We start from the raw sequence: 17863 nt of genomic DNA on the forward strand, positions 1-17863 counted from the left end.
TGTGACTAGACTGGCGTCATCTCCCGCACTCTTCGAGGATTTGACAATGAGCATGACGTTTTCCGGACAGGTCGCCGTGGTCACGGGCGCAGCCGCGGGCATTGGCCGTGCGACGGCCCAGGCATTCGCGGCTGAAGGCCTGAAAGTGGTGGCGGCCGACCTGGACGTGGCGGGTGGCGAGGGCACGGTGCAGTCGATTCGCGAGGCGGGCGGTGAAGCGGTGTTTGTGCGCTGCGACGTGACGCTGGAAAGCGACGTGCAGAACCTGATGAACGAAGTGATCAATGCCTATGGCCGCCTTGACTACGCCTTCAATAACGCCGGGATCGAAATTGAAAAGGGTAAGCTGGCTGACGGCACCCTCGACGAGTTCGACGCCATCATGGGCGTCAATGTGAAGGGCGTCTGGCTGTGCATGAAATATCAATTGCCGTTGCTGCTGGCTCAAGGTGGTGGCGCTATCGTCAATACTGCCTCGGTGGCGGGCCTGGGGGCGGCGCCGAAGATGAGCATTTATGCGGCGTCCAAGCACGCGGTGATCGGCCTGACCAAATCGGCGGCCATCGAATACGCCAAGAAGAAAATCCGCGTGAACGCGGTTTGCCCGGCGGTGATCGACACCGACATGTTCCGTCGTGCCTATGAAGCGGATCCGAAAAAAGCTGAGTTCGCCAACGCCATGCATCCGGTAGGACGCATCGGCAAGGTCGAGGAAATCGCCAGCGCGGTGCTGTATTTGTGCAGCGATGGCGCTGCATTCACCACCGGTCATTCGTTGGCGGTGGACGGCGGCGTCACGGCTTTCTGAAGAGCGTTTTGTTTAGCTTGTAGGATTAGGCCCGCACTTGTTGTGGGCTTTTTCTTTGGGGTTTAAAAATCCCCCGTGTCAGCCCCTGAATGTGTTTCAAATGGTGAGAATCGGCGGTTTTGGTGATGTTGTCGTACATCGTCTGGAGGCGGCCTGTGCTTAACTGTTTCCGGAGATAAAACAGTTGCTTAGGAGCTTGGTTACTCATGGAGTTGAGAATCGACCGGCAGGCCCTGGTGCCTGTCGTACAGCAAATTGTCGATGCGCTGGCCGGCTGGATTCGACAGGATGCGGTACAACCGGGGACTCGCCTGCCATCCATCCGCCAACTGGCGCGGGAAAATCTGCTCAGCCAGTCCAGTGTCAGTGAAGCGTGTGAACGCCTGGTGGCCCAAGGGGTGTTGGCGTCGCGCCATGGTTCGGGTTTTTTCGTCGCGCCGCCCCCGTCGTCCAGCGACGAGCCCTCTGACAAAGACTGGCTGGAAGACACGCAGATCACCCAGGACAGCGTGCCTCAGAGCTCGCAGTGGGAACTGACGCTGGGCTGTGGCGGGCTGCCTGAAAGTTGGCGTGAAAGCGATGATTTGGGCTACGCGATCCGTCAGGTCACCCGCACCGATATGGCAGGGTTGTTCAATTACAGTACGCCAATGGGGCTCCCCGCTCTGCGGGAGCAACTGTCCAGACGCCTGAAACAATTCAATATCCAAGCCGATAAAAACCTGATCCTGACCACCACGGGCGCGACCCACGGCCTGGACCTGATTGTGCGCACACTGCTTGAGCCTGGATGCTGCGTCGTGGTGGAAAGTCCGGGGTATTCAAAGCTGTTCGACCTGCTCAGGTTGCATAAAATCGACATGATCGAACTGCCCAGGACACCGCGCGGCCCGGACATCGATGCACTCCAATGCCTGTTGGCGACGCACCGGCCCAAGGCCCTGTTCGTCAACAGCGCTTGCCACAATCCGACCGGCAGCAGCCTGGCCCCGGTCGTGGCCCAGCAACTGCTGCAACTGGCAAAAAAATACGCCATGTTGGTGGTTGAAGACGATGTCTATGCCGACTTCCAGAGCTCAACCCGAACCCGGCTGGCAGCGCTGGATACCGACGTGGTGTACGTGGGCAGCTTCTCGAAAACCCTGAGCAGCTCATTGCGAGTCGGCTTCGTAGTGGCCGGATCGTCTGTCATCACACGCCTGAGGGATGTCAAGGGCATTACCAGCATGGGCGGCTCACGGTTCTGTGAGTCAGTGCTGGCCAATCTTCTGGCCAGCGGCGCCTATCGCAAACTGGTCCAGCGTCAGCGACAGCGTTTGAATGGCGACATGGCAGCGGTGTTGCAGGTGCTGGAGGATGCGGATTGGGAAGTCTTTGGCAAGCCGGCTGGCGGGCTGTTCATTTGGGCGCGTCCACCGTTATGCAACTACGCTACGTTGCAGCGCCTGGCCAAGCGGTTCGGTGTGGTGCTTTCCTCTCGTACAGCGTTCAGCCCTTCGGGCGCTGAGAGTGACTGGCTACGGATAAACGTGGCCCACGCCAGCGATTCGAGGGCCCTGGCATTCTTCCGGGCCGCGGCTCTGGATCGACCTCAAGTGTCCTGAAAACGACGGCGCTGTAGCTTTTTGCCATTATTCCGACGCCAGCATCTTGTGCTACAGGGCGTCTCGTTGCGAATCTGCAATCAACACACACTGGCAGAGGACTGGGCGCAATGATTTCGGCCGTGCAAAGACGTTTTGCCAACCTGGGTATGGCAAAAAAACTGGGTCTGGGGTTTGTCCTGGTGCTGCTGCTTACCGCAGTGGTGGCGGCCATCGGTGTCTGGTCCCTGCAAACCATCAGCCATCGCTTCAATGGTTTGAAGCAGATGTCGTCCCTCAACAGCGGGTTGCTCAAGGTCCGGCTGCTTGAGCAGGAGTATGCCTTGCGCTCCGACCCCAAAACGGTCGATGCCTTGCGGCTGGGGGTGGACGGATTGATTGCCCAGGCCAACGAGCTCAAGGCGCAATCGGCGGCCAACGTGCCAGTGATGAACGACGTGGAGCAAGCCCTGGCGGCTTATCGCAAGGCGTTCGACGAGTTCGTCGAGCTGAGCCAGAGCAAAGACCTGGCACTGGAAATGGCCAGTTGGTCGGTCTCCAGCGTTGCCAATAACCTGGATGTGCTGCAAGCGGGGCTGGCGGATGATGGCGCTTATACCTTGAAAGAGTCCGAAGGCAAGGAGGGCGCCGAGTTCATCGAGCAGGCCAATCAGATCAGCGAAGTGTCACGGTTGATGTTGCAGGCCATGAACGAAGCGCGGGTACGCCTGGATCAAAGCCGCAAAGGCTCTGACGAGGGCGGGCAGGGCACTATCGAACAGGCCGAGCAGGCCATGAAGCAGGCCGAGGTGCTCAAGACCACCGTCAAGGACTCGGGATACCAGACCGTGCTTAACGAAGTGGCCGGGCACATCGCCGGTTTCAACGAAAAACTCGCCGAATACACCGGCCTGCTGGCCCAGGAGAAAATCGTCTACCAGCAACTGCACCAGCGTGCCTCCCAGGTAGTGGAGCGGGTTGACCAGGCTTATACCGCCGAGGACGGTGCCATGCAGGCGGAACTGAAGAAAAATTCGCTGCTGATCATCGGCTCGTCGGCCCTGGCGCTGCTGGTGGGACTGATTGCGGCCTGGGTGATCACCCGACTGATCGTAGGGCCGTTGCGTAGCGTCATCCGCGTTGCACAGCAGATTGCCTCGGGCGACTTGAGCGCAACGGTGCAGGTGACGCGCCAGGATGAGATCGGTCAACTGATGCTCGCCATGCAACAGATGGGGGCGGGCCTGAGCGGTATCGTCAGCGGTTTGCAGGCCGGTATCGAACAGTTGGCCAACTCTGCCCAATCGCTGTCGGCCGTGACCGAGCAGACCAATCTGGAGGTCAGCAGCCAGAAGGAGGAGACCGAGCAGGTCGCCACGGCCATGAACCAGATGACCGCCACCGTGCACGATGTGGCGCGTAATGCCGAGGAAGCGGCCCAGGCGGCCCAGACCGCCGACGATAAGGTTGAAAGCGGTCAGCAGGTGGTGCGCCAGAGCATGGTGCGCATTGAGCAATTGGCCGATTCGGCCACGTCAGCCAGCAGCAGTATTGAAAGCCTCAGCGCTGAGATCCAGAACATTGGCACGGTGTTGAGCGTGATCAAGAGCGTGGCTGAACAGACCAACTTGCTGGCGCTCAATGCTGCCATCGAAGCCGCCAGGGCCGGTGAGCAGGGCAGGGGCTTTGCTGTGGTGGCCGATGAAGTGCGGGCCCTGGCCAAGCGCACGCAGCAGTCCACCGAGGAAATCGAACGACTGGTGAGCGCTTTGCGCTCGGCAGCCCAGACTTCCGTGCAGCAGATCCAGAGCAGTGGCGAGCTGGTGAAGATGGCGGTCAGTGACGCACTGCAAACCGAAAGCGCCCTGGGGAGCATTGCGGCGGCGGTGTCACTGATTCAGCAGATGAACCAGCAGATCGCGGCGGCGGCCGAGCAACAGAGTTCGGTGGCTGAAGAGATCAACCGCAGTGTCACCAGCATCCGCGCCAGTGCCGATCAATCTTCCCTGGCGATGCAGGGCAATGCTGCGTCGAGCATTGAGCTGGCGCAGTTGGGGGTTGAACTCAAGGGAATGGTGGGGCATTTCAGGTTGTGAGCTGACGACGTAGCACTTGTGGCGAGGGGATAATCCCCTCGCCACAGATGAGTCAGGCTTGAGAGCCCAACCCGAATATCAGTCGTAAACCCTCTTCTTCTTCCAGTCCGCGTCCGCTTCGACTTCCTTCAATCCTTCGGTCAACTGGTTGACTTCGCCTTCGACGGGTTGGGTGCTGGCCAGGACCATGGCGTTGGCGCGGGCCAGGAGTTTTTCCAGGTAGGCCAGTTGCTCGGCGTAGACCTGTGGTTCCTGTTGCTTGCGCAGGTACTGCACGCCACGTTCGAACGCCAGGCGGGCCTGTCCCGGTTGTTCCTGTTGCAAGGCTTGCTGGCCGAGGTTGTTGAAAAACTCGATGTGCAACAGCACCAGAATGTGCCGCACTTCGCGGATCCAGCGCTTGGCTTCGTTGGTCGGCAGGAAACCGTCCTGAGCAGCGCGGGTGACCTGACCGTGCAGGGCTTCGAGCAGAAACCGTACATCCTTGGCCTTGGCTTCAGTCTGGATCGGTGCCGGTGGATTGTTCACCGGGATTGATTCACCCTGGGCGGCCAGCGCATTCAGTTCGTCCAGGCGCGCCTTGACCGCTGTATTGGTTTTCTCCAGGTTCAGCAGGCGCTGGCAGACGTTGATCTCAAGACGCGTGATCAACAGCTTCAGAGCCGGGGTCATCAATTGTCCGGGGAAGGTCTCGGTGAGCTCGCCACAACGACGCAAGCGGTCGTTGAGTTCAACCTTGGTACGGGCCTTTTCCAGCTTGTTGTTTTCCACCACATGGTTCATGTAGCCAATGGCGATCAACAGTGCGATCCCGGCTACGACGAGCAGGGTGATCATGAGTGGTGTCACCGGTAAGACCTCTTTATTGGGGTTCGCATATCAAGAGTGTAGTGGCTTGGCTTTTAAGCGCATAGGCCCGCGCGATGCGATTAGACGGGCGTTGCGCTGTGTATGAAAGTGCGGCGAATGTGGGTGCACATTGCCACTATTTGTCGGGCACGACTATAACGTCTTGGCGGACGACAGAATATAGGCGCCAGAGACCAGACAGGCAAAATGTGCGAACAGGCCTCAAACCGGGCGAAGTCATTGATTTAAATAAATTTATATCTGGGGGTTGACGACCCAGCAATCCATCCATAGAATGCGCGCCACTTACAGCGTAAAGCACTTAGCCAAACGCAATAAGTAGTGAATGTTGTACGTGTGTCCCCTTCGTCTAGTGGCCTAGGACACCGCCCTTTCACGGCGGTAACAGGGGTTCGAGTCCCCTAGGGGACGCCAATGCGGGAATAGCTCAGTTGGTAGAGCACGACCTTGCCAAGGTCGGGGTCGCGAGTTCGAGTCTCGTTTCCCGCTCCAATTTTAAACAGCGTTGCCTTCGGGCAGGGCTGAGTGAAACCAGAATCGATATCTTCGGGTACGGATCTGGGCACTGGAACACACACCATGTGTTCCGGGCAGCGTGTCCCCTTCGTCTAGTGGCCTAGGACACCGCCCTTTCACGGCGGTAACAGGGGTTCGAGTCCCCTAGGGGACGCCATTTGCGGGAATAGCTCAGTTGGTAGAGCACGACCTTGCCAAGGTCGGGGTCGCGAGTTCGAGTCTCGTTTCCCGCTCCAAATTCAAAAAAACGCCGCTCATTGAGCGGCGTTTTTTTTCGTCCGTGAAAAAGCGATCCTCAACCTTCGAGACTATCCACCAGGCTCTCCAGTGCGTCTGCACTCTCGTCTTCCGGCGGCTCGGGAGCGGGAGTCATTGTCCGCCTCTGCTGCGCCAGGCGGTATTCGCTGGGTGTGCAGTTGGCGTACTGCTTGAAGGCGCGGGCGAAGTAGGAGGGATCCTTGAAACCGGCCTCATAGCCGATACTGGTAATAGGCATCTGGCTATTGTCGAGCAGTTCCTTGGCAAAGCTCATGCGTTTGTTCAGCACGTAATCGGTGAAGCCAAGCCCGTTGGCTTCCTTGAACACACGGCTGAAGCGGAACGTTGTCATGCCGCATCGCTTGGCCAGGTCCCGTTGATCGATGCTGTCGCGAAAATGCTGGTCGATGTACAGCATGATGTGGCTCAGGGCCTGGTGTTTCTGGTGTCCGGAGGTCAGACGAATGCTGTCCGGCAGGGTTGGAGCGTGGTCGATCAGCGAAGTCTTGCGCGGGCCACAGGTGTGGCGGCGTAGCTCGCATAATTGCACCAGGGCCGTCAGGTAGCGCTTCCTCTCCGTGGCCGACAGGGGCAACACCATGTATTCCCAAACGCTGGAGCGCATGGCCCATACAGCCAGTTCCTCAGAATGCTGCACGGTGAACATGGTAATGGGAGTGGCGGGAACGGTGCGCTTGATCTCCAGTAACCGCCTCAGGCCCGGCGTATCTGGGCGATCGAAATGGATGCAGATCATGTCTGCCTGTTCCCCGCCGGGCAGCAGGGCGTTTTTTGCCTGGGTGCAGTCGCAAGTGTCCTCGAACTGGCTGACAAGTTCCGGGGTGGACCGATCGTGAGTCAGATCGAACCACAACAGCTTTGGCTTTCTGGTCAGATTCGGCGTCATGTGCCTACCACTCAGCGGTACTACTGCTCTTAAGCTAGCAGTATTGCCAATGTGCCATCACTTCGCCGAATAATTTTTTATAAAAAGCTTTTTTTAAAGCGCCGCAAGCTCAAAAGCGGCAGAGCGCAAATCATTGCGAGTTGCAATAGCAATACATGTCTGGCCCCCGCGCAAAATAATCCTAGCGATGCGCAAAATCCTCCTAACGGCTATCCCCACCCCCTGACTAGGGTTGCATCAGGCAGTTGCAAAAGTACTGCCCCTGAAAACAACCCTGATGAGGTGCGCAAAATGACTCTTCAAACAATCAAGGCTTCGGTATTGAAGTTCGCCAAAGATGAAGACGGCCTGACCATTGTGGAATACGCCGTGGCGGGTGGTTTGATCACCGTGCTGGTGGCCGCCGCCTTCGTTCTCGCTGGGCGGTGCCGTGAATACCAAAATCCGCGCGCTGTGCCAGGCCGTCAACGGCAACGTCGCCTGCTGATAGCAACAACTGCGCGGGGACACGGCAATGTTTACGGAACCGTCGCTTGCGACTCTTTTGCTGTGAGTACAACGAATAACTCAAATGGACTTGGCGTTGTCCCCGACAACTAGGTTCATGGTGCTACACCCTTTCTCAACGTTGAGGTGAAGAAAATGACTCTGCACACAATAAGAACTTCGATCAGCCGGTTCGCCAAAGATGAAGACGGCCTGACCATTGTTGAATACGCCGTAGCGGGTGGTTTGATCACCGTGTTGGTGGCAGCAGCCTTCGTCCTTCTCGGCGGCGCGGTGGACACCAAGATCCGTGCGCTGTGCCAGGCCGTCAACGGCAACGTGGCCTGCTAACGATAACTGCAACAGGGAGACGCGCCATGTCCATGGAATTGCTGGTGTCGACGGTACTGCTGCTTGGACTGCTAGGCGTGGCGGTGGTGAGCGATTTGCTTCGCCACCGCATCCCCAACACGCTGGTCCTGTTGGGCCTGGCCTTGGGCATGGCCGGTCAGACTTATACGGGCGGAATCAGCGGAACGGGTGACAGCCTGCTGGGGATGCTGATCTGTTTCGCGCTGTTTTTGCCCATGTATGCGGTGGGTGGCATGGCGGCCGGTGACGTTAAGTTGATGGCCATGGTGGGCAGTTTCCTGCCGGTTCATTACGCCTTGTGGGCTGCGCTGTTCAGCCTGATTGCCGGTGGCGTGTGCGGTTTTCTGATCGTGCTGGCCCGCGGTCAGTTGCTCCAGACCCTCCAGCGTTACTGGTTGATTGTGCGAGCCCAGGCTTACCTGGCGCCTACGGCGGATGAAGTGGCCGGCAAACCTTTTCCTTATTCGATCGCGATCCTGATCGGCACCTTGAACAGCGTCTACTGGCAGCTGGTTGCCGATGGTTGGGGAGTCTAGTCATGCACGTCATCAACGATAGTGATGCCTACCCCAGTGAACGGGAAGCGGTGCAACGCCTGGCTCCTCAGCCATGCACGATTCAAGACACCGGCCTGAGCGACAGTTTTCTCGGCGAGCTGGTTTGCAAGCATCTGCACGACGCCGGTGTGTTGGACCTGCCACGGCTGGTGGAACGCCTGGCGCTGACCGGCGCGGTACTGGAAGAAGTCCTGGGGTTCCTGCGCAAGGACGGTCGGGTCGAAGTGCTCGGCCAGCTCGGGCAGACGAGCGTACAGGCCTTGCGTTACAGCTTGACCGAACGTGGCCGCAGTGCCGCCCGCGATGCCCTGGCTCGCAGTGGTTATATCGGTGCGGCACCTTTTCCGGTGAGTAGCTATCGGTCCCTGATCAAGATTCAGACCATCCACCATGGGCGTATCACCGCCACCGACATGCAACGTGCCCTGGCCGGGATGGTGCTGTCGCAAGGCATGCTCGATCAATTGGGCGTGGCGCTGAATTCAGGGCGGGCGATCATGATTTACGGCCCGGCGGGCACCGGTAAGACCTATGTCAGCAGTCGTCTTATCCGGCTGTTCGCCGAGGCCATCTGGGTGCCCCATGCCATCGTCATCAACGAGTCAGTGATCGAGATCTACGACCCGCAGGTGCATCAGCGCCTGGATGACAAGAGCCAATCGAACAATCTCATGCTCAATGAAGGCATCGACCGTCGGTTGTTGTGCTGCAAACGCCCGATCGTCATCACGGGTGGCGAGTTGAACATGGAACAGCTGGATGTTCGCTACGACCCCTTTACTCGCCAGTACCAGGCCGCGTTGCAGCTCAAGGCCAGCAACGGCCTGTTCATCATCGATGACATGGGCCGCCAGCGCATGGCCCCGGCCGAGTTGCTCAATCGCTGGATCGTGCCGATGGAAGAGAAGCGTGACTTCATCAACCTGGGCGGTGGTCGCCATTGCGAGTTGCCGTTCGATCTGGTCCTGGTGTTTTCCACCAACCTCAACCCCCTGGAACTGGCTGACGAGGCCTTTCTGCGCCGCATTGGCTACAAGGTGCAATTCGGTTACCTCAAGCCCGAAGAATACGAGCGCATCTGGCGCCAGGAGTGTGAACGCCTGGGCATTCCCCATGATCCGCTGCTGGTGCGCTATGTGCTGCAGCAACTTTATGCGGGTGAGGGCATGCCGCTGGTGCCTTGCCATCCCCGTGACCTGTTGAACATGGCGCTCGATCGCCAGCGTTACCTGGGCGGTTCCGGGCCCCTGTTGCCGCAAGAGCTGGAATGGGCCTGGCACAACTACTTCGTTCAGCTCGACTTCCTTTGAATCGGAGATACCGACATGAGCTCTCGTACGCTTTCGCTGATTGGCGTTTCCCTGGTAATGGGCCTGGGGGCCGCATGGATGGCTGACTCCTGGCTGAGCGCACGACTTAACGCCAAACCCGATGATCATTTGCGAAGTGTGGTGGTTGCCACCGTGCCAATTCCCTTCGGGCAGATGGTCGAGGCCCAACAGGTTACGACCGTGCGCATGCCCATGGATACGATCCCGGACGATGCCTTTGATTCCAGCGAACAGGCGGTGGGCAAGATCGCGACGTTCGACATTCTGCGCGGTGACATCGTGCGGGGCGCGCGTTTGAGTGAGCACCTGGGTGGTAGCACCCTGGCGTCTCTGATCGATCCTGACAAACGCGCCATATCGGTACGGGTCGATGATGTGGTCGGTGTGGGTGGGTTCCTGTTGCCTGGGAACCGGGTCGACGTGCTGGCAACCAAGACCACCAGCGCCGGCAGTAACAACGCCGTGTCCCGGACCATTCTTGAAAACCTGCGGGTGCTGGCGGTGGATCAGACGGCGGGCACCGACAAGACCCAGCCGGTGGTGGTGCGGGCCGTGACGCTGGAAATGTCGGCCACTGAAGCCGAGGCGCTGGTGACTGCGCAGACTGAAGGCAAGTTACAACTCGCCTTGCGTAACCCGCTGAACCTGGAGAAAAAAACCGTGGTCGTGGCGCCCCCTCCTGCTCCGGTGATGGCGGTGGCACCCGCTGCGGTGCCCAGGGCCGTGGTGCAGCGCAGCCCCAAAGCGCAGGGCAGCGGGATCACGGTGATCCGTGGAATCGAAAGCAGTGTCGTCAACGTTCGCTGAAAACGCGTAGAAAAATGCCTGGCCCCTTCGGCCATGGCGATGCCGATCCTCATGCGTCGGCAAACGAGGGCTCGATCATGAATCCCAGTATCCGGCAGCCTGTCACTGTGACGCTTCGGCGCCAGGAAGGAGCAGTGAGTGTATTGATGGTGATCGCGTTAATGGCGATTTCCATGATGGCGGCATTGGCCCTGGATGGCGGACACATGCTGCTGAACAAGACCCGCCTGCAAAATGCCGTGGATGCCGCCGCCCTGAGCGGCGCCAAGACCCTGAGCCAGGTGACGGGCGGTCTCAACATGGCCAGCACGACTCGGACCGCCGCCCTCGACACGCTGTCACGAAATGCCGACGCGGCAGGCAACGCTGAATTGGCAACCGCTGTTGCCGGCAACCCGGGTGCGTTCGCCGCGGTGGAGCTGGCCAGCAGCGTTTATGGCCCGTTTTCCTATCCCGGGCCGTCGGATGCCAAGTACGTACGCGTGTCAGTGTCCAGTTATCAGTTGAGCGGTTTTTTCTGGAGTTTCGTTCAAACGATGGGCAGTACCGGCCTGGGCAATAAGGCCGTGGCGGCGATCGCCACCGCAGGCCCCAGCCCGACAGCTCCGTGTGATCTCGCGCCCTTGATGGTCTGCGGCGACACCAGTCAATACGACCCGGCTGCCGGAAATTTCTGGAGTTATCGCTTTGGCGACCTGACGGTGCTGAAGACGGCCGCGGGCAACACTTCGCCCATCGGGCCGGGCAATTTCCAACTGCTCGATTTCGGCTCCGGCGGCAGCGCAGTGCGCGAAGACCTGGCGGGCGGCGGTTCGGTCTGCCGCAGTGTCGGGGACAACGTCCAGACCGCGCCGGGCAACAAAGCCGGCCCGACGTCCCAAGGCTTGAATACGCGATTCGGTATCTATAACGGCCCGGTCAGTTCTTCGGACTATCCACCCGACCTGGTCACCACTTCGAGCAACCCGGCGATGACCTATGACGATTCGCTCTCCCAGGCGCAATACAAAGGACAGCCCATTACTTCGAGCAACGGCAATCTCACGGCCGGCGGCGAGGCGATTTTGGACTACAACGACTGGCGAACAACGGTCGCCGCCTGTGTGGCCGGAGCTGGCAATGGCTGCGAGAGCAACGGGGTTTTCGAACGGCGGATGCTCAAGATCGTGATCGGTGACTGCACCGGCAAACTGAGCGGTTCTACCTCGATTCCCGTCCTGGGGTTCGGCTGCTATTTCGTTGTGCAACCGGTTAATGGCGGAGGTTCGGACTCCATCATCTTTGGCCAGTTCGTCCAGGAATGCGAAGGCGATAATGTGCCCGGCCCCACGCCGGTCAGCGATACCGGCCCGCAGGTCATTCAGCTCTACAAAACCTATCTCAACGGCAGCGGCACTCCGAGCACCGACTCGTAGGAGGCTTCATGAGACTTGCCCATTTCAAACCAGCGCAGGCCCAGCAAGGCGTGGCGCTGGTGGAATTCACCCTGGTATTGCCGTTGTTGTTGCTGCTGTTGCTGGCTTTTGGCGAGTTCGGCCGCATGCTCTTCCAATACAACGTGCTGCTACAGGCCAGTCGTGATGCCAATCGATTCGTCGCCGGCCAGGCCTGGAATACCACCCTGGGCACCATCACCCTGAACAACACGCTGCAGACCCAGACGAAGAATGTCGCGGTGTACGGCACCCCGAGCCAGGCCGGCACCGCTGTGGTGGCCGGGTTGACCACGGCCAACGTGGAGGTCGCGGCGGTGGGTGTTGACCATGTGCGTGTCACCATCACCTACACCTTTTGCCCGGTGATTGGCGCGGGCAATTGCGGCGGAACAATTCCCGGTTTTTTCGGCAGTGCCATTGCGCTGGGTATCCCGCTGGTCGCGACCACCGTCATGAGGGCGTTGTGATGAACAATAAGCACATGCAAGGCACCTATATCGTGGAGTTCGCCTTCGTTGGCCTGCTGGTGTTCGTCCTGCTGTTTGGTGTGGTGGAGATGGGCCGACTGTACTTCACTGCCAACGCCCTGGATGAAGCCGCGCGGCGCGGCGCGCGCCTGGCGGCGGTGTGCAATATCAACGACCCGGTGGTGTTGCGCCGGGCCATCTTCAATGCCGCGACGGACGCAGGCACCAGCCAACTGATCAGCAGCCTCGCCACTTCGAACCTGGCGCTGACCTATCTGGATGTGAACGGCGCGGTGGTGGCGAACCCCGCTGACACGGTCAGCGCCAACGGCTTTCGCGCGATCCGCTACGTCCAGTTGAGCGTGCAGAACTTCGTTTTCAATCTGTTCATTCCCGGGTTTGGCGTGCCCATTACCTTGCCCGCGTTCCGGGCGACCTTGCCACGCGAAAGCCTTGGGCGTCATTCCGATTCCGGGGAGATCACACCATGCTGAACACCAGGGAAACTCCACTCTCCACCATCACCGGCAAACCCGGGCTGCGGTTACTGATCAGCAGTCGTGACGCTTCGTCCCTGCGTGATTTGCAATGCGTCTGCCAGCGCATGCCTTGCCTGGAAGTGAGCACGCGCCTGGTGAGCAACGGCCATGTCGATCCGCTCTATGGCCTGGAGCGTATGCCTGACCTGCTGTTGTTGCGGGTCAGTCACTTGTGGCGCGAAGAGCTGGCGGCGTTGCTGCAGCGTCCGGCCCATGAGCGTCCACCGATGCTGGTGTGCGGTCTGATGGGCGAGCAGGAAGGCATGCGTTTGGCGATGCAGGCCGGCGCCCGGGACGTGCTGCCTGAACCTTTCGCCGAGACGGAACTGGTGGCCGCCCTGAATCGTCTGGTTGCGGAGGTCCGCGTTGGCCACGGCGCCCAAGGCAAACTGGTCGCCGTGATCAGCGCCAAGGGTGGTTCCGGCGCTACCCTGGTGGCCTGCAACCTGGCCCAGCAACTCAGCGCCCAGGCAGGTTCCACCCTGTTGCTGGATATGGACCTGCAATTTGGCAGCGTGACCCATTACCTGGATGTCGCCCAGTCCCATAGCCATCTGCAAGTGCTGCAACAGGTCGAGGACCTGGACAGCATCGCCCTGCGAGGTTTTTGCAGTCACTTCAGTCCGACCCTGCACGTGCTGGGTGGCCGCAGCGGTGAGTTGTGCCTGCCACAGGACGCCCAGCCGGAACAACTCGACGCCCTGTTGCAACTGGCCCGTGCCAGCTATGACTGGGTGGTAGTGGATCTGCCGCGTCAGATCGACCACCTCACCGGCTCCGTGCTGGAGCAGGTCGACCGGGTGTACGTGGTGGTTCAACAAAGCGTCAGCCATCTGCGCGATGCCAGCGCGCTGGTGCGGATCCTTCGCGAGGACCTGGGCGTGCGCGGGGACCAGTTGCAGATAGTGGTCAACCGCTATGACAAGGCGGCCGCGGTCAGCCTCAAGGATGTCGCAGAAGCCCTGCGGTGCACCAACCTGTCGAAATTACCCAATGACTTCAACCTGGTCAGCCAGAGTCAGAACACTGGCGTGCCGTTGGGGCTGCATGCGCCGAGGGCGGCCATCACCGTTGCCCTGCGCGATTTGACCGAAGACCTGGTCGGTCACCAGATGGCCGTAGACAAAGGCCTGCTCAAACGTGCCTTCAACCGTTTTTTCGGGGGGTGACCCATGATCAGCGACTTCCGCAACCGCTTGCGTAAACAGTCCGGTAAACCTGCCATTGAGCTGGCTGGCGACAGCCTGCCGGATCCCACCCAGCAATTGATGGCCTGGGAGCATGCCATCCCCGACGTGCTCTACGAAACCCGAAGCCAGGTGACCCCGGTGGAGGCCCAGTGGCGAGAAAAAATCTACCAGCAACTGCTCAAGGTCATGGACCTGTCCTTGCTCGACTCTCTCGAGCAGGCCGAAGCCACGAGGCAGATACGTGATATCTGCCAGCGTTTGCTCGATGAGCATTCGGCGCCGGTAAGCTCTGCCAGCCGTCAGTTGATCATCAAGCAGATCACCGACGAAGTGCTCGGTCTGGGGCCTTTGGAACCATTGCTGGCCGACCATAGCGTGTCCGATATCCTGGTCAACGGTTTTGCCTCGGTCTATGTCGAACGCTTCGGCAAGCTGCAAAGAACCGACGTGCGCTTTCGCGACGACCAGCATTTGCTGAACATCATTGATCGCATCGTCTCCAGCCTGGGGCGGCGTATCGATGAGTCGTCACCCCTGGTCGATGCCCGTCTCAAGGACGGCTCGCGGGTCAACGCAATCATCCCGCCGCTGGCCATCGACGGTCCGAGCATGTCGATCCGTCGCTTTGCGGTGGACCTGCTCAATACCGACAGCCTGATTCAGGTGGGCACCATGACCCCGGCCATTGCCTTGTTGCTCAAGGCGATTGTCCGCGGGCGCTTGAATGTACTGATTTCCGGCGGCACCGGTAGCGGCAAGACCACCATGCTCAACGTGCTGTCCAGTTTCATCCCCCACAACGAGCGCATCGTCACCATCGAGGACTCGGCGGAACTGCAACTGCAGCAACCTCACGTGGTACGCCTGGAAACCCGTCCTTCGAACATCGAGGGGCGCGGCGAGGTGAGTCAGCGGGAACTGGTGCGCAACAGCCTGCGGATGCGCCCGGACCGCATTGTCATCGGCGAAGTGCGCGGCGCCGAAGCGCTGGACATGCTCACCGCCATGAACACCGGTCACGACGGCTCCCTGACCACGATCCACGCCAATACAGCGCGTGATGCGTTGGGGCGAATCGAGAACATGGTGTCGATGACCGGCGCAACTTTTCCGATCAAAGCCATGCGTCAACAAATTGCCTCTGCCATCGATGTGGTGATCCAGCTGGAGCGTCAAGAAGACGGCAAACGACGGGTGGTGAGCATGCAGGAGATCAATGGCATGGAAGGGGAGATCATCACCATGACCGAAATTTTCTCTTTCACGCGCCAAGGCATCGGTGAAAACGGCGAGGTGCTTGGGGATTATCGGCCCAGCGGCATGATCCCGGCCTTTCGCGACGTGCTGGCCAGGCGCGGCATCGAGTTGCCGCTGACCCTGTTCCGCCCTGAGTGGATGGAGGCCCGGTCGTCATGAACAACATCCCCAGTGAGTTCATCCTGACTTTTCTCGCCATGGTATTCATCGCCGTCTTCCTCCTGTCCCAGGGCGTGGTGGTGCCGGTGTTCGGCGAGGCCGGAAAAATGCGCAAGCGCATCCGTGGGCGCCTGCATGTGCTGGAGAAAGCCAACCATCTGCCCAACATGCAGACCGTGTTGCGGCAGAAGTACCTGACGCGCCTGTCACCCTTGGAAGCCCGGCTTGAACAGTTGCCGTTCATGGCCAACCTGACCCAGTTGATCGAGCAGGCCGGCCACGAATATCGGGCTTATCGGGTGATGGTGCTCGGGTTGGCCCTGGGCGTGGCGGCCGGTGCCGTGGTGCTGATGTTCTGGCCGGTATGGTGGATGGCGCTGCTGGTGGCCTTTGCGGTGACCTGGCTGCCGGTGCTGAAAATCATGCGTGACCGTAACAAGCGTTTCGCCGCCTTCGAGCAAGGCTTGCCGGATGCACTGGACGCCATGTGCCGGGCCTTGCGCGCCGGGCACCCGTTCAACGAAACCCTGCGCCTGGTCGCCGAGGAGCACAAGGGGCCGGTCGCCCAGGAGTTCGGCATGACCTTCGCCGACATCAACTATGGCAACGATGTGCGCCGGGCCATGCTCGGCCTCTTGGAACGCATGCCGAGCATGACGGTGATGATGCTGGTGACCTCCATACTTATCCACCGCGAAACCGGTGGCAATCTGACCGAAGTACTGGAGCGCCTGAGCCGCTTGATCCGCGGGCGCTTCCGCTTCCAGCGCAAGATCCGGACCTTGTCGGCGGAAGGGCGCATGTCGGCCTGGGTGCTGGTGTCGATCCCCTTCGTGCTGGCGATCGCCATCGTGCTCACCAGCCCCAGCTACATGCCTGTGCTGATCAATGACCCTATAGGTCACAAGCTGATCATCGGTGCGTTCTGCGCCATGTTGCTCGGGATTCTCTGGATACGAAAAATCATCCGGATCCAGGTTTAAGCGCCCTTGCGGCGAGAGGTATCAGTCATGGATTTTCTGCTCGGGTTGTTCAGTCGGTTTACGGGAAACGAGGAGGCGGCACGGCTGTTGTTCATCGCCGTGATCGGCCTCAGTACGGTACTGGCGGTCGTCGCCATGATCCTGCTGATGCTGGGCCTGCAGGACCCGGTGCAACGGCGCCTGGCGCTGATCAAACGGGGGTATTCCGGCAGCACGCAAGGGCAGGAGGCGCCAGGTAACCTGCAACTCTTGCTGGAACGGGTCGGCCAGCGTTTCGCAGCGACTGATCCGACCCAGGCCAGCGCCACCCTGACCCTGCTCACACACGCTGGCTACCGTTCCGCCTCGGCGGTGCAGATGTACTGGGCCGTGCGCCTGATGCTGCCGTTGCTGATGCTTGGCGTTACGTTGCTGCTACTGCCGCTGATCAAGGTGTCCTTGATTGTCGGTCTGCTGGTGGCGACTCTGATGGCGGGTATTGGATGGCTGCTGCCGGCGCTTTACGTCGGGAAGCGCAAACAGGCGCGACAAGCCCGGCTGCGGGCGGCATTTCCCGATGCGCTGGACCTGATGGTGGTGTGCGTCGAGTCAGGCCTGGCCTTGCCCACTACCATAGAACGGGTGGCTGAAGAGATGTCGGTCAGCCAGGTTGAACTGGCCGAAGAGTTGGCCTTGGTGAACGCGCAGATCCGCGCGGGTATCACCAGCACCGACGCTCTCAAGCAACTGGCCCTGCGCACCGGCCTGGATGATATCCAGGGCCTGGTCAGCCTGTTGGCCCAGAGCATCCGCTTCGGCACCAGCGTGGCCGACACCCTGCGTATCTACGCCGATGAGTTTCGTGACCGGCGCACCCAGGCGGCGGAGGAAATGGGCGCCAAAATCGGCACCAAGCTGATCTTTCCGCTGATTTTCTGCCTCTGGCCAAGCTTCTTCCTGGTCGCCATCGGCCCCGCCATGATCGGTGTGTTCAGGGCCTTTGGAAATATGTAGAGAGACGTACGACCCCATCTGTACCAGCCTGTGGCGAGGGAGCCTGCTCCCGCTCAAGCAGCGCAGCGGCCCCGTTTGGCGGCTGCTACGCACCCGAGCGGGGGCAAACCCTCATGGAACAAACTACAACCTGCTGATTTTTAAAAATAAAATTTTCTGCCAAGCACACTTCGGCAATGTGATCTCAGTTAGGCGAGTGTGCCTCCCTTTGTGGCGAGGGGATTTAGCGAAGCGTCGCACCGCCCCGT

At 60.0% G+C, this 17863-nt stretch carries 16 protein-coding genes, 4 tRNA genes and 2 pseudogenes; 20 read left to right on the top strand and 2 right to left on the bottom strand.

All coding sequences use genetic code 11. The annotated features are described in order from the left end of the window. Positions 1–46: 46 nt before the first annotated feature. From PSH57_RS07785 to PSH57_RS29250, 4 genes and pseudogenes are all read left to right on the top strand, one after another. Positions 47–808: an SDR family oxidoreductase gene (locus tag PSH57_RS07785; RefSeq protein WP_256231540.1), complete on the top strand. Its 762-nt coding sequence runs from the start codon at positions 47–49 to the stop codon at positions 806–808. Positions 809–1014: 206 nt separating this feature from the next. After that, a complete protein-coding gene (locus PSH57_RS07790) occupies positions 1015–2412 on the top strand; it encodes an aminotransferase-like domain-containing protein (RefSeq protein WP_305388818.1) in 1398 nt (465 codons plus the stop codon). Positions 2413–3401: 989 nt separating this feature from the next. Further along, a pseudogene (locus tag PSH57_RS29245) lies at positions 3402–3626 on the top strand (HAMP domain-containing protein); the annotation flags it as partial. Beyond that, positions 3624–4487 (top strand): methyl-accepting chemotaxis protein, encoded by an 864-nt coding sequence (locus tag PSH57_RS29250; protein ID WP_422766091.1) that lies wholly within the window; start codon positions 3624–3626, stop codon positions 4485–4487. The pseudogene PSH57_RS29245 and the gene PSH57_RS29250, both read left to right, overlap by 3 nt. 78 nt (positions 4488–4565) lie before the next feature. On the opposite strand, the gene PSH57_RS07800 is transcribed toward PSH57_RS29250, so the two are convergent. Continuing rightward, complete coding sequence (locus PSH57_RS07800; protein ID WP_305388820.1) at positions 4566–5324, bottom strand: VHS/ENTH/ANTH domain-containing protein; 759 nt, start codon at positions 5322–5324, stop codon at positions 4566–4568. Between the two features lie 371 nt (positions 5325–5695). On the opposite strand from PSH57_RS07800, the gene PSH57_RS07805 reads away from it, so the two are divergent. The 4 genes from PSH57_RS07805 to PSH57_RS07820 all read left to right on the top strand — a co-directional run bounded on the left by PSH57_RS07805 (position 5696) and on the right by PSH57_RS07820 (position 6109). Further along, positions 5696–5771, top strand: a tRNA-Glu gene (locus PSH57_RS07805). 2 nt (positions 5772–5773) lie between these two features. After that, positions 5774–5849: transfer RNA gene (locus PSH57_RS07810), tRNA-Gly, on the top strand. A gap of 105 nt (positions 5850–5954) precedes the next feature. After that, positions 5955–6030: transfer RNA gene (locus PSH57_RS07815), tRNA-Glu, on the top strand. A gap of 3 nt (positions 6031–6033) precedes the next feature. Next, positions 6034–6109, top strand: a tRNA-Gly gene (locus PSH57_RS07820). A gap of 59 nt (positions 6110–6168) precedes the next feature. Here PSH57_RS07820 and PSH57_RS07825 read toward each other — a convergent pair. Next, positions 6169–7038 (bottom strand): response regulator transcription factor, encoded by an 870-nt coding sequence (locus PSH57_RS07825; RefSeq protein ID WP_305388822.1) that lies wholly within the window; start codon positions 7036–7038, stop codon positions 6169–6171. 291 nt (positions 7039–7329) lie between these two features. On the opposite strand from PSH57_RS07825, the pseudogene PSH57_RS07830 reads away from it, so the two are divergent. From PSH57_RS07830 to PSH57_RS07885, 12 genes and pseudogenes are all read left to right on the top strand, one after another. Beyond that, positions 7330–7525: pseudogene (locus PSH57_RS07830) on the top strand (Flp family type IVb pilin). Between the two features lie 155 nt (positions 7526–7680). Next, the gene (locus PSH57_RS07835) at positions 7681–7875 is read left to right on the top strand and encodes a Flp family type IVb pilin (protein ID WP_047228300.1); all 195 of its coding nucleotides are present in this window, start codon (positions 7681–7683) and stop codon (positions 7873–7875) included. Positions 7876–7901: 26 nt separating this feature from the next. Further along, positions 7902–8432: an A24 family peptidase gene (locus tag PSH57_RS07840; RefSeq protein WP_305388823.1), complete on the top strand. Its 531-nt coding sequence runs from the start codon at positions 7902–7904 to the stop codon at positions 8430–8432. Between the two features lie 2 nt (positions 8433–8434). Further along, positions 8435–9763 carry an AAA family ATPase gene (locus PSH57_RS07845; RefSeq protein WP_305388824.1) on the top strand — a complete coding sequence of 443 codons (1329 nt, stop codon included), beginning with the start codon at positions 8435–8437 and terminating at the stop codon, positions 9761–9763. Between the two features lie 15 nt (positions 9764–9778). Continuing rightward, positions 9779–10591, top strand: coding sequence for a Flp pilus assembly protein CpaB (gene cpaB / locus PSH57_RS07850; protein ID WP_305388825.1), 813 nt, complete (start codon positions 9779–9781; stop codon positions 10589–10591). Between the two features lie 77 nt (positions 10592–10668). Then, positions 10669–12006 (top strand): TadE/TadG family type IV pilus assembly protein, encoded by a 1338-nt coding sequence (locus tag PSH57_RS07855; RefSeq protein ID WP_422766076.1) that lies wholly within the window; start codon positions 10669–10671, stop codon positions 12004–12006. An 8-nt stretch (positions 12007–12014) separates the two neighbouring features. Beyond that, positions 12015–12494, top strand: coding sequence for a TadE/TadG family type IV pilus assembly protein (locus tag PSH57_RS07860; protein ID WP_305388826.1), 480 nt, complete (start codon positions 12015–12017; stop codon positions 12492–12494). Beyond that, positions 12494–12988: a TadE family protein gene (locus PSH57_RS07865; protein ID WP_305388828.1), complete on the top strand. Its 495-nt coding sequence runs from the start codon at positions 12494–12496 to the stop codon at positions 12986–12988. The genes PSH57_RS07860 and PSH57_RS07865 overlap by 1 nt, the downstream gene beginning before the upstream one ends. Then, positions 12982–14202, top strand: a complete 1221-nt coding sequence (locus tag PSH57_RS07870) for an AAA family ATPase (RefSeq protein WP_305388830.1) — start codon at positions 12982–12984, stop codon at positions 14200–14202. The genes PSH57_RS07865 and PSH57_RS07870 overlap by 7 nt, the downstream gene beginning before the upstream one ends. Before the next feature lie 3 nt (positions 14203–14205). Continuing rightward, positions 14206–15639, top strand: a complete 1434-nt coding sequence (locus tag PSH57_RS07875; RefSeq protein ID WP_305388831.1) for a TadA family conjugal transfer-associated ATPase — start codon at positions 14206–14208, stop codon at positions 15637–15639. After that, the gene (locus tag PSH57_RS07880) at positions 15636–16622 is read left to right on the top strand and encodes a type II secretion system F family protein (protein ID WP_305388833.1); all 987 of its coding nucleotides are present in this window, start codon (positions 15636–15638) and stop codon (positions 16620–16622) included. Before PSH57_RS07875 ends, PSH57_RS07880 begins: the two co-directional genes overlap by 4 nt. 27 nt (positions 16623–16649) lie before the next feature. Further along, a complete protein-coding gene (locus tag PSH57_RS07885; RefSeq protein ID WP_305388834.1) occupies positions 16650–17615 on the top strand; it encodes a type II secretion system F family protein in 966 nt (321 codons plus the stop codon). Positions 17616–17863 lie beyond the last annotated feature (248 nt).

This window comes from Pseudomonas hefeiensis (assembly GCF_030687835.1).
GTDB lineage: Bacteria > Pseudomonadota > Gammaproteobacteria > Pseudomonadales > Pseudomonadaceae > Aquipseudomonas > Aquipseudomonas hefeiensis.